The 15,350-nt window shown below is 55.9% G+C and carries 18 protein-coding genes; 3 read left to right on the top strand and 15 right to left on the bottom strand.

Features of this window, described 5'->3' with window-relative positions; all coding sequences use genetic code 11:
- Position 1: 1 nt before the first annotated feature.
- From soxB to soxC, 8 genes are all read right to left on the bottom strand, one after another.
- Positions 2-1,759: a thiosulfohydrolase SoxB gene (gene soxB / locus FDP08_RS02350; RefSeq protein ID WP_137434429.1), complete on the bottom strand. Its 1,758-nt coding sequence runs from the start codon at positions 1,757-1,759 to the stop codon at positions 2-4.
- Positions 1,760-1,844: 85 nt separating this feature from the next.
- The gene (locus tag FDP08_RS02355; protein ID WP_137434430.1) at positions 1,845-2,150 is read right to left on the bottom strand and encodes a hypothetical protein; all 306 of its coding nucleotides are present in this window, start codon (positions 2,148-2,150) and stop codon (positions 1,845-1,847) included.
- Between the two features lie 25 nt (positions 2,151-2,175).
- Complete coding sequence (gene soxA, locus FDP08_RS02360; RefSeq protein ID WP_137434431.1) at positions 2,176-3,015, bottom strand: sulfur oxidation c-type cytochrome SoxA; 840 nt, start codon at positions 3,013-3,015, stop codon at positions 2,176-2,178.
- Positions 3,016-3,066: 51 nt separating this feature from the next.
- Complete coding sequence (gene soxZ / locus FDP08_RS02365; protein ID WP_137434432.1) at positions 3,067-3,378, bottom strand: thiosulfate oxidation carrier complex protein SoxZ; 312 nt, start codon at positions 3,376-3,378, stop codon at positions 3,067-3,069.
- A gap of 25 nt (positions 3,379-3,403) precedes the next feature.
- Entirely contained in the window at positions 3,404-3,892 is a 489-nt protein-coding gene (gene soxY, locus FDP08_RS02370; RefSeq protein WP_206077264.1) for a thiosulfate oxidation carrier protein SoxY, read from the bottom strand.
- 19 nt (positions 3,893-3,911) lie between these two features.
- Positions 3,912-4,265, bottom strand: a complete 354-nt coding sequence (soxX, locus tag FDP08_RS02375; protein ID WP_137434433.1) for a sulfur oxidation c-type cytochrome SoxX — start codon at positions 4,263-4,265, stop codon at positions 3,912-3,914.
- Positions 4,266-4,288: 23 nt separating this feature from the next.
- Positions 4,289-4,966: a c-type cytochrome gene (locus tag FDP08_RS02380; protein ID WP_137434434.1), complete on the bottom strand. Its 678-nt coding sequence runs from the start codon at positions 4,964-4,966 to the stop codon at positions 4,289-4,291.
- Positions 4,950-6,281 carry a sulfite dehydrogenase gene (gene soxC, locus FDP08_RS02385; protein ID WP_137434435.1) on the bottom strand — a complete coding sequence of 444 codons (1,332 nt, stop codon included), beginning with the start codon at positions 6,279-6,281 and terminating at the stop codon, positions 4,950-4,952. Before soxC ends, FDP08_RS02380 begins: the two co-directional genes overlap by 17 nt.
- A gap of 261 nt (positions 6,282-6,542) precedes the next feature.
- On the opposite strand from soxC, the gene FDP08_RS02390 reads away from it, so the two are divergent.
- Positions 6,543-7,547, top strand: coding sequence for an MBL fold metallo-hydrolase (locus FDP08_RS02390; RefSeq protein ID WP_137434436.1), 1,005 nt, complete (start codon positions 6,543-6,545; stop codon positions 7,545-7,547).
- Positions 7,548-7,556: 9 nt separating this feature from the next.
- Here FDP08_RS02390 and FDP08_RS02395 read toward each other — a convergent pair whose 3' ends face one another.
- The 5 genes from FDP08_RS02395 to FDP08_RS02415 all read right to left on the bottom strand — a co-directional run bounded on the left by FDP08_RS02395 (position 7,557) and on the right by FDP08_RS02415 (position 10,538).
- The gene (locus tag FDP08_RS02395; protein WP_137434437.1) at positions 7,557-8,261 is read right to left on the bottom strand and encodes an RES family NAD+ phosphorylase; all 705 of its coding nucleotides are present in this window, start codon (positions 8,259-8,261) and stop codon (positions 7,557-7,559) included.
- On the bottom strand, positions 8,258-8,659 hold the full coding sequence (locus tag FDP08_RS02400) for an antitoxin Xre-like helix-turn-helix domain-containing protein (RefSeq protein ID WP_137434438.1): 402 nt from the start codon (positions 8,657-8,659) through the stop codon (positions 8,258-8,260). The genes FDP08_RS02395 and FDP08_RS02400 overlap by 4 nt, the downstream gene beginning before the upstream one ends.
- Before the next feature lie 98 nt (positions 8,660-8,757).
- A complete protein-coding gene (locus FDP08_RS02405; protein WP_137434439.1) occupies positions 8,758-9,348 on the bottom strand; it encodes an ATP-dependent zinc protease family protein in 591 nt (196 codons plus the stop codon).
- A complete protein-coding gene (locus FDP08_RS02410) occupies positions 9,348-9,923 on the bottom strand; it encodes an acyl carrier protein phosphodiesterase (RefSeq protein WP_137434440.1) in 576 nt (191 codons plus the stop codon). The genes FDP08_RS02405 and FDP08_RS02410 overlap by 1 nt, the downstream gene beginning before the upstream one ends.
- Before the next feature lie 69 nt (positions 9,924-9,992).
- A complete protein-coding gene (locus FDP08_RS02415; RefSeq protein ID WP_137434441.1) occupies positions 9,993-10,538 on the bottom strand; it encodes a porin family protein in 546 nt (181 codons plus the stop codon).
- 254 nt (positions 10,539-10,792) lie between these two features.
- Here FDP08_RS02415 and FDP08_RS02420 point away from each other — a divergent pair, with 254 nt between their 5' ends.
- Positions 10,793-12,208 carry a TrkH family potassium uptake protein gene (locus FDP08_RS02420; protein ID WP_137434442.1) on the top strand — a complete coding sequence of 472 codons (1,416 nt, stop codon included), beginning with the start codon at positions 10,793-10,795 and terminating at the stop codon, positions 12,206-12,208.
- Positions 12,209-12,211: 3 nt separating this feature from the next.
- Here the strand turns inward: FDP08_RS02420 and glgP are convergent, their stop codons facing one another.
- Positions 12,212-14,740 (bottom strand): alpha-glucan family phosphorylase, encoded by a 2,529-nt coding sequence (gene glgP, locus FDP08_RS02425; protein ID WP_137434443.1) that lies wholly within the window; start codon positions 14,738-14,740, stop codon positions 12,212-12,214.
- A gap of 33 nt (positions 14,741-14,773) precedes the next feature.
- Between glgP and FDP08_RS20285 the strand changes: the two genes are divergently transcribed.
- Positions 14,774-14,953: a hypothetical protein gene (locus FDP08_RS20285; protein ID WP_170978959.1), complete on the top strand. Its 180-nt coding sequence runs from the start codon at positions 14,774-14,776 to the stop codon at positions 14,951-14,953.
- A 4-nt stretch (positions 14,954-14,957) separates the two neighbouring features.
- On the opposite strand, the gene FDP08_RS02435 is transcribed toward FDP08_RS20285, so the two are convergent.
- Positions 14,958-15,275, bottom strand: a complete 318-nt coding sequence (locus FDP08_RS02435) for a PilZ domain-containing protein (RefSeq protein ID WP_228263214.1) — start codon at positions 15,273-15,275, stop codon at positions 14,958-14,960.
- Between the last annotated feature and the right edge of the window lie 75 nt (positions 15,276-15,350).

Genomic DNA, 15,350 nt, shown 5'->3' on the forward strand with positions numbered 1-15,350 from the left:
CTTATCCTGCGTAGTCTTCAATCCCCGGATTGCCAGCGACATTCTTGAGGGTCGGTGTGTTGAACTTGTCAATCCTGACTGTCTTTTCCGACCTCAGGTAGTCAGCAACCACGTCCCAGATTGGCCGCCCGGGCGCCCGAGAATTCACGGTGGCCCAGCCAGCGACCTTGTAGGATTTGTTGGCTTCGATCCGCTCGCCGTTATCCAGGCGCATGTCCGAGATCCGGCCGCTCATACTGGCTGTCGGGTCACAGGTGTAATCCATGCCACCAACGCGAACCATGTCACCGCCCTGCTGGTAATAAGGATCCTTGTTGAACAGGTTGTCAGCCACGTCCTCCATGATCAGTTTCAGGTCGGCACCCGACATCTCCCGGACATAGGTTTCCGGATAAGTGATGGCCGTGGCGTTCATAACATCCTCCATGGTGATGGAGTCGCCCGGTAGAACACTCGTCCCCCAACGGAATCCCGGTGACAGGGAGATCTGGGCATCAAGGACATGTCTCTGGGCATCACAGATCACCTGGTCCATGGTGCCGTTGAAGTTGCCACGGCGATAAAGCAGGTCGTCAGCGATGGCGAGTTTTTCGCCCAACTTGTCCATGTAAGGCGCCCGCACATCCTTGATAAAGCTGGTCATGGCCGCATCGGGTTTGATCAGGTCGGAAAAGACCGGCAACAGCTTGTATTCATAGCCCCTGACACCGTTATTCCCGATATCCAGGTCCAGTACGGCAACATATTTGCCGTTGGTACCGGCATTGCCTACCAGGGTAGTGCCGCCCGGATTTTTCACTTCAGTGGGCTGCGGCACTGCGTCATGGGTGTGGCCGCCCAGGATGGCGTCGATGCCGGTTACACGGCTTGCCATTTTGAGGTCCACGTCCATGCCATTGTGGGAAAGGACCACGACCGCGTTCACCTTTTCGTTTTCACGAATCTCATTCACCAGCGCCTGCATCTCGCTTTCCCGGATTCCCATGCGCCAATCAGGAATGAAATAGGACGGATTGGCAATGGGTGTATAAGGGAACGCCTGGCCGATGATCGCAACGCGCTTTCCACCAAGCTCGCGGATGGTATAAGGCTTGAAGACCCGTCCACTGGCCTCGTCGTAGGACTCAGCCCCCATGAACATGGCTTCATCGGACAGGAAAACGTTCTGGGCCAGGAATTCTCCCTTGAAGGCACTGAGATTCTTGCGAATCTGCTCTTCGGGATAGGTGAATTCCCAGTGTGCCGTCAGGATATCAATGCCAAGGCGGTTACTGGCTTCCACCATATCCTCGCCATTGGTCCAGAATGCGGTGCCGGAGCCCTGCCAGAGATCGCCACCGTCCAGCAGCAGCGAGTTACCGGCTCCAGCCTGGTCTCTCAGTTGATCAATAAGGGTCTTGAGATGGGCGAATCCGCCCAGTTTGCCGTACTCCTCGGCTGCCTCGGTGTAATCGAGGTAGGTGAACGCGTGGGAGCGTCGGGTACCGGATGGAAGTCCGAAATGATCCAGGAAGTGACTTCCCACCAGGTGCGGCACCTTGCCCTTGCTGGGACCAATTCCCAGATTGACGTTGGGTTCACGGAAACGTACCGGTAACAGTTGGGCATGAATATCGGTGAGATGAAGCAGTCGAACATTGCCGAATTTCGGTGCGTCGTACAGTCCCTCGCCGCCTTTGGCCAAAGCAAGTTTCGGAACGAGCCCGGCAACAGCGGCCGCTTGCATTGCCATCAGGAAGTCTCTGCGGGAAATTGTCACTACACTCTCCTTTCTTGTCGTTATCGGAGCTCGCCGGCTGCCCGGGGTTCCATGCCGGAAAGCCGGTCTTGTCAGGCATACAGGGTCAGTTACCTATGGCGGCGTTACGCCAGACCTCCTGTTGTTTTTTGCGCTGTGCGACGGACTCTTCAGCAAGTTTCAGGGCGTCGTCGGCCATGGCTTTGGCCTGCTCATGCTCACCATTGTCGGCGGCAGACTTTGCTGCCTTCAACCGGGCCGAAGTGACAGTCCACTGGAAGGTACCGGCGTCCTGATGGGTGCTTTGGGCCCTGGAATAGACCTCATTGGAGTCCTCTTTGGGGCCCGCCTGGGCGGCTAGCGGCACAGATAGCGCAAGCGAAATACCGATTGTCAGTAAAAGCCTGTTCATTGCGATTCTCCCTTTCCATTGCTGACTAAGGCCGGGTTGCCGGTCCGACCACGGGCAGACCATTGCTCATATAGGTCAGAAAATACTCGAGATTGCGGTATTCCTCACTTTGTGCCGGCAACGGCTCCGCGCGTACGTTGTTGTTACATCCGGCGAAACGGCGATGCAGCGTACCAAGCTCACCCCACTTCGAGCGGTGTACCGGAAAGTTTGCCGGTTGCCCCAGGGTCGGAGACAGCAGGTCTGCCCTGATCCATTTTCCCGGGTTCTGGACATGGCAACTGGCACAGGAGAAGTTCAGCTGGCCACGGCGGCTGTAATAGAATTCCTTGCCGTCCTGGTAGGCAGCCATCGCATCGGGGTCATCCGGAACCTTGATATTGATGGGTTTGCCCTGGGAGGTGGACGCCATATAAGCGGAAATTGATGCGATAGCCCCCTTCTTCCATCCCAGAGGCTTCTCGCCATTGGCTTCGCGGCAGCGATTTATGGCGAGCTCAAGGGTGATGACTTCATTTTTCCCGGCGTCGAAGTACGGGTAGTTCTGACGAATACCAATGCCGCCATTATCAAAACAGCTGGCGTAGGTCTTGCCATTGGCAAACGGCGTCTCGAACATCTCCTGACCTTCAGCAACGGCAAATTCATAGGGCGGAAAATCCTGCATGGATTCCCATTGGCTGCGGCGGTCTTCGTCCAGAGCGTACTGGCCATTGACGAATTCTTCGATCGCGACGTCCGGGAACATCTGCTTGAAGTATTCAACCGTTTCTTTCCGGTCTTCCTCCGGCGTAGAGCCCGCCAGAGCCTGAGGCACTGCCAGCGCCGCCCCGAGAGCGACCAGAATGATTTTCGCTTTAAGCATGTCCAATCCTCCTATTCGGCGATCCAGAGCTTACCCGGGCGCCGAAAATCTTCAGCCAATCGTTGCGGTGGTTGAATCGCTTTCGCCCTCGTTATCGACCCAGCTGATGGTGACCTCGTCCCCCTTTTTGCCGCCCTTGAATCGAAACTCCAGGAACGGATCTTTGGACACTGCCGGTCCCCAGTTGGCAACAAATACATTTTTGCCTTTATGGGAAACGGTCAGAACCTTGATGAAGTGGGGCGGAATGACATTACCTTCCGAATCCTTTACAAACCCTGAATCCATCGGGTGTCGAACCAGGGCTTTCAGCGATGTGACACCGCCACTTTCTACTGCACGAACTCTGATACTGGACGCCATTGTTGTTCTCCTGTCCGGTTAGCTGTCAGCCGCCGCAGCCGCCAACGGTCACTTTCACGTTCTGGGAGGCCTTGTAAGCCTTGCCGTCAGAAATCACGACGGCGACCACATCCGTCGTCTCCGCCATCTTCAGGCGATTCGACACGAACGGCAGTGCACCCTCCTGAATATCGAAATAGGCCGCCAGGGCGTTCGGGTTCTTGGCTACAAGCAACGCCATGCCGGTCACGTTCGGAAGTGTGGTTTCGACAGTCACCGGCACCACCGCGCCGTTTTGCGCAATGGTTGGTAAATCCATGGTGATCTGATCGGATTCACTCGCTTCCATGCCGTAGAGTTCAGCAATGGATTCATCCACCCCCGGAGTACTGAACGCCTTCTCCGGCCAGCCGGACGCATCGGGGGCGGTAGCCGCCTCGACTCTCAATGGCACGATGCCGGAACCCAGCGCAAAGCCGGCAACCCCTATACCCAGCATCCCCTTCAAAAAGCCTCTTCGCCTTTGGTCAGTCACGGTAACTCCTCCTCCGCATTTAGAGCGTATACAGGTAATCTATGATCCGGTTTATTTCTTGTTTACTCAGGATCATGTGTCGTCCGAATGGCGGCATTACCGTCATCGGGTTGAACTGGGTTTCGTCCCAGACGCGTTTGAATAGCATTTCCCGGTCGGGAAAGCGGGCCTTCATGTCTGCCAGTTCCGGGCCGATGTTGCCGGTCAACTTGCCGTCATCCATCTGGTGGCAGGCCAGGCAGTTACCATCCTTCCGACTGAAAGCGAGTTCCTTCCCCCGGTCAATATCAGCCTGGGTAGGTTCGGCAAACACCGGTGCCGTGGCACTCAGTGCGAGTGTGGTCAAGCACGCGGACATTAACGCTTTTCGCATCACGCATTCCTCCTGGTCAGCCATTATTCTGTTATCCCCTCGTCAAGGGGCCCGGTGGTGCTTGGCGTCAGGTTCTTGCCTTCAGCCGAGTCGGACACCGCTACCTCGTCTATGCAATCCTTCATGCAGCGCTCGTTGTTCACGACCGGCCGCGGGTCTTCCCAGATAAAGCCATCGCGATTGGGCATCTCTACCTTCGGTAGCGTCTCTTTGTTGGCAACAAAGTCCCCGTCCACGATGTAATTGAGATTCAGGACATAGGCGGTCAGCGCATAAACCTGGTCATCTGACAAAGATTGAGGTGCAAAAAACGGCATGGCTCTGTGGATGTAGTCCCAGAGTGTCGAGGCGTAAGGCCAGTAACTTCCCACCGTCTTTTCCGGACGGTCCTCGGCGAGACTGCCGTCGCCGCCTGCAAGCTTGGGGTAGCGGCCCATGCCTTCTCCGAAGGCACCGTGACAAGAGGCGCAATGAGTCTCGTAAACGGCCATGCCTTCATCGACGGTACCGCTGCCCTCGGGCAGCCCCGTGCCATCAGGGCGGATATCGATGTCCCAGGCGGCGATCTGTTCATCGGTCGGGGATTCCCCGTACCCGTAGTACCCGGCCTGCTCTGCAGAACCGGCAACGGGCATTGCTGTCAGAAGGATGCCGCAACAGGTGCTGGCGAGCAGGCGTGGTGTGTTATGAAAGCTGAACATTGACCACGCCTCCGTCGCCGTTGACTTTCCAGGTCTGGATCGAATTCTTGTGATAAATCGAGTTGGTGCCACGAGCCTGCCTGAGCTGGCCCAGTGTCGGTTGCACATACCCGGTTTCATCAATGACCCGTGATTGCAGCAGTGCCGGATTGCCATCCCACTTCCACTCAAGGGAGAACCGGGTCAGCGATTTGGACATAACCGGCTCCCGCAATTGGGCCTGCTGCCAGTTCTGACCACCATCAACCGAAACATCCACAGCTTTCACCTTGCCTCGGCCACTCCATGCCAACCCTTCAATCTGGTGAATGCCCTTGCCGCGCAGTGGCATTTCGGGACACGGCGATGTGATAACCGACTTGGCTTCCATAACCCAGGTGAAGCCATGGGCCGTGCCATCGGGCATCAGATCAGTGTACTTGGACGTTTCCTCGCGCTGCATCCAGGGCTTGTCGCCCACTTCCAGCCGGCGCAGCCATTTCACATGGGTATTACCCTCCCAGCCCGGTACCACCAGACGGATCGGGTAGCCCTGCTCGCGGCGCAGTGCCTCACCGTTCTGGGCATAAGCGACGATGACATCATCCAGGGCTTTCTCGAGTGGAATACTCCGGGTCATGGCGGCTCCGTCTGCGCCCTCGGCCAGCACCCACTTGCCTTGTGTCTTGATGCCAGCGTCCTGCAGCAGTGTGGAGAGCCGAACACCAGTCCATTCGGCACAGCTCACCATGCCGTGGAGGAACTGGAGGGAGTTGAGCTGGGCGCCACGCCATTCCATGCCGCCGTTGGCCGGACACTCTATAAAGTTGATCTGGGAAACGCTGGGGAACCGTTGCAGATCTTCCATGGAGAGAATGATCGGTCGTTCCACAAGACCATGAATCATCAATCGGTGTTGCTGAGGATCGATTTCCGGTCGGCCGGCGTGATGGCGCTCGAAGAAAAGACCATTCGGAGTGATGATGCCTTTCAGGTGCTGGAGTGGGGAAAAGCTGATTGACGAGACTTTGTCGGCGGTCAGCCAGGGTACGTTCCGGCGGATGACCTCCTTTTCAAAGGGAGACGGCACACCATACGGATCGGCAACCACACCTGGCCCGAGAGTTCGGGTCCACGATGGAATCTCTGGCGGATACTGCGTCGCTGCCAGGGCCTTCGGAGCAATGCCTGCAAGGGCACCTCCAACCATGGCACCACCAGCAGTAAACAGGCCATTCCTTAGAAAGCGTCTGCGTTCTGCTGAGGGTAAGCGTTCTGACTCTTCCAGGGCTAGTCTGGATACATCCCGGTCGAGTCGGCGAAGTTTGCCGAACATATTATTTTCTCCTCCTTCGATACCCTCGGGGGGCAGTCGGCCGACACTTCAGTATGGAACTGACGGACGGTCTTGTTGTTTCTGTTATAAGGATATAACTTTTGTTATAGACCCCTCGCGATCAGGTTACAAGTGGTTTTTGAATACGGATTCATTAGACCTTCGTGGGTAAAACCGGGTTCTGGATGCTGTTAATACGACGTGAACCATGGCCAATACAGGCACTTACTAGGTCGCAGAAAAATTGAAGGAGAATCCGAAATGCCTGCAAAAAAAATTAAAATCTTGATCAGTTCCGCCGGTACGGCTGCCGCAATGCTGATCGGTTCAGGAACGCTGGCTGCCGAATCCATGCCGGAATATCCCCCACTCACGATTCCATTTGAGGCAGACCCCGTGAGCGTGGACAACGTTTACTATTTTTCAGGCCACTCCGGGGTGCCGGGAGAGCAGAACGAAGGTTTCACGGCCAATGCCGGATTCGTAATCACCGAAAAGGGTGTGGTGGTGTTCGATGCCCTGGGAACGCCAAGCCTTGGCGCAGCAATGGTCGATAAAATACGCGAAATTACGGAATTACCCATCACTCAAGTGGTGATCAGCCATTATCATGCGGACCACGTATATGGGCTCCAGGCCTTCAGGGAACTGACGGAAGCGGAGGTCATCGCTCAGGAAGCCTCCAGTGTTTATGTCAACAGCTCGGATGCCGGCCAACGCCTCGAACAGCGTCGGAAGGCTCTCTCTCCCTGGGTAGACGATAACACCAGGTTAGTCGCCCCTGATGTCACCTTTCAGGAGGAAATGGTTCTGGAATCCGGTAGTTACCGGTTCCGTATCGTGCATGCAGGGCCCGCCCACTCGCCGGATGACAGCCTGATGATGGTTGAGCCTGCCGGTGTTCTGTTTTCCGGCGATATTATTCAGAATGACCGGGTTCCATACCTCGCCAGCTCCGAGGTGGACACCGGTAACTGGATGAACGCCATTGATAAGGTCAGGGAACTGAATCCCCGAATCCTGATACCGGGCCACGGCAAGGCATCGGAAAATGCCATGGAGGCCCTCAACTTCACCTATGACTATCTGGCGTATGTCCGGGATCGCATGGGGGCTGCGGTTGAGGGGTGGGTTGAGTTCGAAGATGCCTATGAGCAGTCGGACTGGTCCCGCTATGAGAACCTGCCGGCATTCGATGCGTCCAACAAGGCCAACGCCTATCGTGTTTACCTTGAAATGGAAAAAGCTGCGCTGGGTGGCGGCTAGAACAGAAGATCAGCGGACTGCAGTTGCCCGGGTGAATTTGTTCACTGAACTGATTTCCTCGCCGTTCCATATGAACTCATAGTGCGCACTCTGGATGACGCTGCGAACGTGTCTGGGCGTGAACAGTCCCCAGCACGTTGCACCGGGCTTCCTGACTGAGTGATATTGCAGCCCTTCGGAACCTGCCTGGTAAAGTTTGCGCCCGAAATTCCGTGAAGCAGCGTAACTGTCGGTGTCGTAGATAGGATCTTCAAAGGAGATCGTCGTGGCATCGTGGAGCGCCGTCTGCCCTACCTTGCATTTCAGCCCCCTGAAAACCAGTCGGTCGTAGTCCAGGCCATGAACGCCCTGCCAGTAGCGCGACTGGTGATAGGCAACTTCGGCAATGGCGGTATCAATGCTGTCACCCATGTACAAAACACCGTACTGGCCATCACTGAAGCGGCTACCTTCTGGGTTGACATGGGTAAACGGGCCGGTGGCGTAGGAGCATCCGGGGATCCCGAAAGGTATGTCTTCTTTTCGCACCAGGTTGAGATTTCCCAGCTCTGTCTGCAAACGGGGGTTGGTCATCGCCTGGAGTTCATACAGGGCCTCGAATTCGTCCTCATCGGCCACATCGTCAAACAGGCTGATGGGTGGGAATTTCGAGTTGATCAGGCGATACCCGTTCACAGTGTCCAGTCTGATGATGGGCGGCAACTCCTGGCTCACCAGAGGCCTCCGCGCAGAACGTCGATACGTTTGAAGGTTTCATAGAGCGCTGAGAACTGGCCGGTACTGATAACCTCCAGCGGGCTCTTGCCATTGAAATACGGGTTGTCGTTTTTCAGGCCCATAAAGCCGTAAACGTTCTTCGGATTCTCGAAGATCATCCGCAGAGACCCGTGAATGTTCACCAGGTAGCTCAGACGCTCGATCTGGTCGTGGGTCAGGTTGGCCTGCGCCGGGTTCTTACGGTACTTGTAGTACGCCGGTCGTGATATCTGCAGGATTTTCTGTACCTGCTCCGGCGTACAGCCCCAGCGGTCCAGAATCGTGAATACGGTTTTCAGGCCAACACCGGGGGCTCTGCTTTTCTCAACGGGTTCGAGCTTCTGTGCATTTGTCATAGTTGATACCACCCATTTACGCTTCTTCAGCCTGTCCAAGATGGTATCAGTATATACTTTTCGGGAAAATATGTCTATCTGGAGACTTCTGGGCCGGCTCAGTTGAGGTGTTTGTCGGCCAGTTCAGTCAGCGTCTTGTGTTCACACTCTTTTTCCGCGAGGAAGGCTTCTGACGAGTCGATCAGGATATTGTCATCACTCATGAATCGACGCCCCAAAAGCGCCGGATAGGAAAACTTGCCGCGGTCTGTAAGCGAAAACTCGGTGCTGTGCGTGGTGCCGGCAATGCAGAACTCCATATTGACCACGTAACGTCGCTGGGATGACGCACCTTTGCGTTTGATTTTAACGGTACGCTCCACCGGTAAACTGAACTCCAGAATGACTTCCTCCAGATTGGCTCCGTCGGCATTTTCCTGGTCCTGATGGTCAGCCAGCGGCAACTGGAAACTCACCCACTCCTCATCACCTTTTTCAAAGGGTTCGACATTAATCGCATGCAGGGATGACGTTTTTGCTCCAGTGTCCAGGCGAGCTTTCAGGCGCAGGCCGGTTTCTTCCAGTACCACCCACTCTATAAACCCGAGTCGTTCAGGGACGCTGTTTTCTTCATTATGAGCATCAGCCAGGAGTGTTGCAGGGCTCAGGAGCAGCGCTGCGGCAATAAACTTCACGGACTTCGGCAGCATTATGGGTCCTCTTTGGCGAAGTGTCTGAGTTCGGGAAAAAATCGCAAAAAACGGCGCTCCAACTCTTCGTCGTGTTCCTCGATTTCTTCAATAATTCCGCTGAACGCGTTTCTGAACCGGATACGACCGGCCACGCGGTCCAGAGCGTATCCGATATTTTCAAGATCCCTATAAGAGTGGAACCAGTCGTGATGCACAATCTGCCGGGTCACCCGTTGCATGGGTTCCGGCATCAATGAGGAATTGGCATCAAGCTCCCGGTATACCTGGTCAATAAAGGTATCAGATTCCACATGGCTGAAGAGTTTCCAGTTTCTTAACAGATAGTGATCGTAAAGAATATCCAGCGCGACACCGGCAAAACGGCGCCGTTGCGTGGAGAAAAGCCGTTTGCTGGCGAGGACTTCCGGGTGGCCATCGGTGAACGCGTCCACCGCACGGTGATGGTACAGCCCTTCCCTGACCTCGGCCGGCAGCTCCGAGGCAACGACGCCCCGGGCAAAATCTCCGAGCAGGCTGCCAACGCGGGCCTGGGGGCTGTCCGGTGCGAGAAAAAGATGGGCGAGATGATTCAAATGGGCTCCTGGAATTCTGGCTGCAAACAGGTAGCTGCCGCCAGAAAACCAGGCCGGGAATTAACCGGATCAGAAGCTGAAGGTTACCCCGAGACCAAGGCCATCAACGGTAGCGCCGTCTTTGTCATAGTAACGCATGTATTCCAGGTTGCCAGCCACTTCCGGGGTGATGTCGACATTGACGCCGGCACCGTACGAGAAGTCAGTTTCATCTTCGGTTGTTGTTCCCCGGACTGACTGTGCTTCCAGTTCAACGCGAGTGAAGCCGAAAACCAGATAGGGTGTCGCCGGGGATTCGTTCGCCAGGTTAAGAGTAGCGTAACCCCCGAAAAAGTTGTCCAGTGAGTAATCAACGCCACTATGGCGATCGTCATCAACACCGAAGCCGGCACGGGCTTCCAGGCCGAAGAATGGCGATACCAGTCCTCCTACTTTGGCAGAAAGCGCGCCAACGTCCAGTTCGTCACCGCCGTTTTCAATGTCGATAAAGCTGTAGTTCAGGCCTGCATAGAGGCTGCCACCACCAGACTTGTACATGTCAGCGGTCGCAGTCTGGGAAACGCCCAGCGCCGAAACCGAGGCAAGGCCCAACATCAGTGCAATTCGCTTCTTCATGCTCAATACTCCTTTTGGGTTGTATAACCACACTCACTATCGGAAGGTGCACCAGCCAGACGCCAAACACCAGCCGCAGGGTCCCGATTTACGCGGAATTTACAGTGATTTAATTAACCGGTAAGGCCCTGACACTTCGGGGGTTCTGCCTTGCGAAAGCGCTATGCCGCCTGTATTCTGTCGCGATCTCTTTGTTCAGCCGGCTTGAGCATCCTTTGAGAAACCTGAACCCTGTAATCTTCATTATCAGCGTCATGTTTATACTTCTGAGTATGTTCATGGTGTTGCCCGTGCTTCTTCTGGCAAATTCTGAAGCGCCGAATGCGATGGCGTTTGCCGAATCTGCTTCTATCTGTTTCGGGGTCGGCCTGCTGGGGATACTGACGACTTACCGTCAGGCGCGGGATCTCAAGCCCCGCTATATGTTTGTGCTCACCGTTTCCAGCTGGTTTATCATCGCCCTGCTCTCGTCCATTCCGTTCTATCTCAGTGACCTGGGGCTGACACCAGCCGAGGCGGTATTTGAAGGCACCTCCGGCATAACTACCACTGGCGCAACCGTGCTCACCGGCCTCGACACCATGGACCAGGATCTCCTGCTGTGGCGTTCGATACTGCAGTGGATTGGTGGTATCGGAATTATCGGTATGTTCGTTGCCGTGATGCCGTTTCTGCGCGTAGGGGGCATGCGGTTGTTCGCAACAGAGTCGTCCGAATGGACAGACAAGGCTCTGCCTCGAATGAAAACGCTCAGTCGCGGCCTGCTTTTTGTCTACGTCGGGTTTACGGTGATTGCCGTGACCACCTACTCGTTCTCCGGAATGAGCCTTTTTGACGCCTTCAACCATGGCCTGACCAGCATAGCCACCGGGGGGTTCTCCACCTCGGATTTGTCCATGGGCAAGTTTGATTCAAACCTGATCCTGCTGCAGGCAACGCTGTTCATGATGATTGGCAGCCTGCCTTTTTTCCTGTTTGTACGCGAGTTGCACGGCCAGCATGGGGTGCTTTTTCGTGACCAACAGGTACGCCTGTTTCTGACCATTTTGCTGGTTATTCCTGCACTGCTAACCGTTTATCGCTGGTATGTGTCCCCTGCGGAATTTGATCTGATAAACGGCTACGTATCTACCCTGTTCAATGTGACTTCGGTGGTCACAACAACCGGCTATGCTTCCGAGGATTACTCCGCCTGGGGCCCCCTGGCTTTCGTTCTGTTTTTCTTCCTTATGTTTGTGGGCGGGTGTTCCGGATCTACGGCCGGCGGGATGAAGATTTTCCGGTTTCAGCTTTCGCTCATCGTATTGCGGGAACAGCTGATGCGGCTGCTGCACCCCAGGGCCGTATTCACCCGGAACTATAACGGCCGTGCAGTGAGTGATGAAATCATCTCCTCGATGATCGCTTACACATTCATTTTTTTGCTGTGCCTGCTCATTATCACGATCTCTCTGGCAGCGCTGCAGCTCGACTTCATCACCAGCCTGTCAGGAGCCCTGACGGTTCTCACTAACGTGGGGCCCGCCCTCGGTGGCACCATTGGCCCGGCCGGCACGTTCGCGCCACTGCCCGAAGCTGCCAAATGGATTCTGTCTGTGGGTATGCTGATGGGGCGTCTGGAGATTCTCAGTGTGGTGATTGTGCTTTCACCGGCTTTCTGGCGCAGCTGATACTTATTTCAGCCACAGTACGGCAGAATTTTCCAGCGGCAGATTCAGGCGCTCGTCCCTGATCCGCAGGCGCGGGGTGTAGTGCCCGTCAGGGCGTGACGGTACCCTGCACTCATACAGGTAGCTGTGGGCTGATCCGGCGAGAGGGTGCTTCATGGCCATTTCGGTGACCATTCCCGGCCCATATGTGGAAGCCTCCGCCACTAATTCCACGGTAACACGCTGCTCATCAACCCCATCCAGATAGACTTCTACGGTGTAGGTCTGGCTGCCCTCCGACTCACTGGCATTGATGGCACTGAACCTCAGTCTTGGCCAATGCCTGAGGATTTCCCGGTACTCGGACACGATGGCTGCCGCTGTTTCCGGGGTACGCTGCTTCCCCTGCTCCATCATCGGCAAATAGAACCCTTCAACATACTCGCGCACCATCCGGTTGGCCGAATAAGTGGCAGTCAGCTGGTCCATGCTGGCCCGGATTCGCTGCAACCACTGCCGGGGGATGCCCTCGTTGTCGACATCGTAGAAAGCGGGGATTACCTCGTGCTCCAGCAGATCAAAGAGCTCTCCGGCATCTGACAGGTCGTGTTCGCCCGAGCTGCCGAGCTCCTCGAATGTAGCTCCTGGGCGGATGGCCCAGCCTACGTCGCTATTCCATGCCTCGGCCCACCAGCCATCGTACTGGGAAAGGTTAAGCCCGCCGTTTACCAGCACCTTCATACCACTGGTACCACAAGCCTCCCAGGGATGCCGGGGGCAGTTCAGCCACACGTCCACGCCCTGTATCAGTTGGCTGGCAACGCCTAGATCGTAATCTTCGATAAAAACCACCTTGCCTTCGACATCCGGGCGACGGGAAAACGCCTTCCATTGTCGGATCATGTCCTTGCCACGGTGGTCATAGGGGTGAGCCTTGCCGGCCAGCACAATCTGCAAGGGTCTGTCCCGGCTGGCCAGCAATCCCAGCAGCCTTTGCTGGTCTTTAAGCAACAGGCCTGGTCGCTTGTACTCCGTGAATCGTCTGGCGAATCCCAGGGTCAGGGTTTCATTATCCAGTAACAGTCCGCAGGCTGACGCGTGATTATTGCCAGGGCTCTGCTCGCAATGCTGGCTCGCCAGACGACGTCGCAGGTAATGCACCAGACGGCTCCGCTGTAGTCGCCGCATTTGCCAAAGGTCCTCGTCAGAGACATCATTCATCGGGCATGAAATCTGTAACGGGCGCCGCCACCGGTCTTTGCCGCAAGCCCGTGTCCAAAGCGCATCCGATTCCGGAGAATCCCAGCTGGGCGTGTGGACACCGTTGGTGACAAATTCCGCCGGAATATCCTCGGCCGGCCAGCGGGGAAAAAGCGGTTGGAGGATGTTCTGAGAGACTTTCTGATGGATGCGGCTGACGCCGTTGACTCGCCCACTCATGTTCAACGCCAGAAACGCCATATTCAGGCTTTGGTCGCTGTTTTCAGTCCCGGGTGTTGGACTCGACGAGCCAAGCTTTACCAGTTCTTCAACGGTGAGATCTCTGGTTTCGAGCCAGGGGCCCAGGTAAAGCCGAAGGAGAGATTCGGCAAAGTGGTCGAATCCAGAGGCTACCGAGGTGTGGGTAGTGAACAGGTTGGTCGCCCTGATGGCCGTACGGGCAGTCTGAAAATCCGTGTGCTGCTGCTCCTGCCAGCTGAAGGCCCGTTCAATCAGCGCCAGAGCGCAGTGGCCTTCGTTGAGATGACAAAGCGCAGGCTGAATATCCAGTTGCCTGAGCAGGCGCCACCCGCCGATCCCGAGTACCATTTCCTGCTGCAGGCGCTTTTCCGGATCACCGGTATAGAGCTCACTGGTGATCCCCCGGTCCCCGGGTTCGTTTCGCGGGTCGTTACTGTCAAGCAGCAGCAACTGGCACCGGCCCACTTGCGCCTTCCAGGCCCGCAGCCGCAAAGGTCGGCCCGGGAAGGGAACAACCACCCTCACCCACTGGCCGTCCTCGTCCCTCAGCGGCGAAACAGGAAGCATGGTGGGGTCGTTGTACGGATAGAACTCCAGCTGCTCGCCATCGGTGCTGATGGCCTGGCGGAAATACCCTTGCTGATACAGCAATCCAACAGCGGTCACGGGAATGCCGAGGTCACTGGCGGCTTTGAGGTAGTCGCCGGCGAGAACGCCAAGCCCGCCACTATAAAGTGGAAGGGACTCACATAGCCCGTATTCCATGCAGAAATAGGCAATTCCCTGGCCGAGATCACCAGGGCAGTCGTCGGAATACCAGGTGTTGGCGTGAACGAATTCGTGGTGGGCATTGATCTGATCTTCGTAGCTGTTCTGGAACGCCGGGTCCTCGGCCAACTCCTGCAGTCTGTCATCGGAAACACTGTTCAATACCAGCCAGGCGTTGCGGGTAGCTTCCCAGGTATCTTCGTCCAGAGCACGCCACAGCTCATCACTGCCGTGATGCCAGGTCCACCGGAGATCCAGGGCGAGCGTAAATAGCCCGCTCAGGGATTCCGGCAAGGATCGCGGAGTGTAGGCTGCCAGGGGCATAAATGAGGCTCGATCAGGTCTGAGATACTATCAATGAGCGGTGTAACCACCATCTATAACCAGTTCACTGCCAGTCACGAACGTGTCTGCAACCTTGTCCAGGGCCTGTTTGACCTCCTGCTCCTTGCTGACGTCGCAATGCCAGTAGCCGGCCTTCAGGCCACGCTCTGTCAGCTGGGTGTTTCAGTCTGTCCATGGACCTCTTCTCCTTGATGTCTCAGTAGGCTTGCTGGCGAGCGGGAAAGTAGTTCACTGGCCTATGGTGTTTGTTCAGCCATTGAATGAGTGACGATACGGTGAAGCTATCATTTTCAACCCCCTCGAAATCGACACCAATACCCTTGTCTGACTTGCGAACAACATGGACCGTAAGCCGGCGAAACTTTTTTTCGTGTTTATCTGGAAAGCGAAATTCAAGCTCCAGAGGCTGGTTCAACTGAACGTCTGTGTAGTCTGTGGCAATGAAAAGCCCTCGTTTTGAGGCATCCCGGATCTGACCGGTCGCCACGGGCATTCCACGCTTGTAAATCAGCAAGCCAAGCTTTCCGTGTATGCGTTTGCTGAGTCTGTGTTCCATGTCGCCCCCCCGAGTGACTCATAAAGAATGCTG

Origin of the sequence: Marinobacter panjinensis, from assembly GCF_005298175.1 — a bacterium.
Classification (GTDB): domain Bacteria; phylum Pseudomonadota; class Gammaproteobacteria; order Pseudomonadales; family Oleiphilaceae; genus Marinobacter; species Marinobacter panjinensis.

What these genes read in the sequence shown, in the direction of transcription:
- FDP08_RS20285 (WP_170978959.1), top strand. Translation starts at nt 14,774, where the DNA reads ATGAGCGGTGTAACCACCATCTATAACCAGTTCACTGCCAGTCACGAA.
- soxZ (WP_137434432.1), bottom strand. Translation starts at nt 3,378, where the DNA reads ATGGCGTCCAGTATCAGAGTTCGTGCAGTAGAAAGTGGCGGTGTCACA.
- soxC (WP_137434435.1), bottom strand. Translation starts at nt 6,281, where the DNA reads ATGTTCGGCAAACTTCGCCGACTCGACCGGGATGTATCCAGACTAGCC.
- FDP08_RS02355 (WP_137434430.1), bottom strand. Translation starts at nt 2,150, where the DNA reads ATGAACAGGCTTTTACTGACAATCGGTATTTCGCTTGCGCTATCTGTG.
- soxX (WP_137434433.1), bottom strand. Translation starts at nt 4,265, where the DNA reads ATGCGAAAAGCGTTAATGTCCGCGTGCTTGACCACACTCGCACTGAGT.
- glgP (WP_137434443.1), bottom strand. Translation starts at nt 14,740, where the DNA reads ATGCCCCTGGCAGCCTACACTCCGCGATCCTTGCCGGAATCCCTGAGC.
- FDP08_RS02405 (WP_137434439.1), bottom strand. Translation starts at nt 9,348, where the DNA reads ATGCTGCCGAAGTCCGTGAAGTTTATTGCCGCAGCGCTGCTCCTGAGC.
- FDP08_RS02415 (WP_137434441.1), bottom strand. Translation starts at nt 10,538, where the DNA reads ATGAAGAAGCGAATTGCACTGATGTTGGGCCTTGCCTCGGTTTCGGCG.
- soxA (WP_137434431.1), bottom strand. Translation starts at nt 3,015, where the DNA reads ATGCTTAAAGCGAAAATCATTCTGGTCGCTCTCGGGGCGGCGCTGGCA.
- FDP08_RS02390 (WP_137434436.1), top strand. Translation starts at nt 6,543, where the DNA reads ATGCCTGCAAAAAAAATTAAAATCTTGATCAGTTCCGCCGGTACGGCT.
- FDP08_RS02380 (WP_137434434.1), bottom strand. Translation starts at nt 4,966, where the DNA reads ATGTTCAGCTTTCATAACACACCACGCCTGCTCGCCAGCACCTGTTGC.
- FDP08_RS02420 (WP_137434442.1), top strand. Translation starts at nt 10,793, where the DNA reads ATGTTTATACTTCTGAGTATGTTCATGGTGTTGCCCGTGCTTCTTCTG.
- FDP08_RS02400 (WP_137434438.1), bottom strand. Translation starts at nt 8,659, where the DNA reads ATGACAAATGCACAGAAGCTCGAACCCGTTGAGAAAAGCAGAGCCCCC.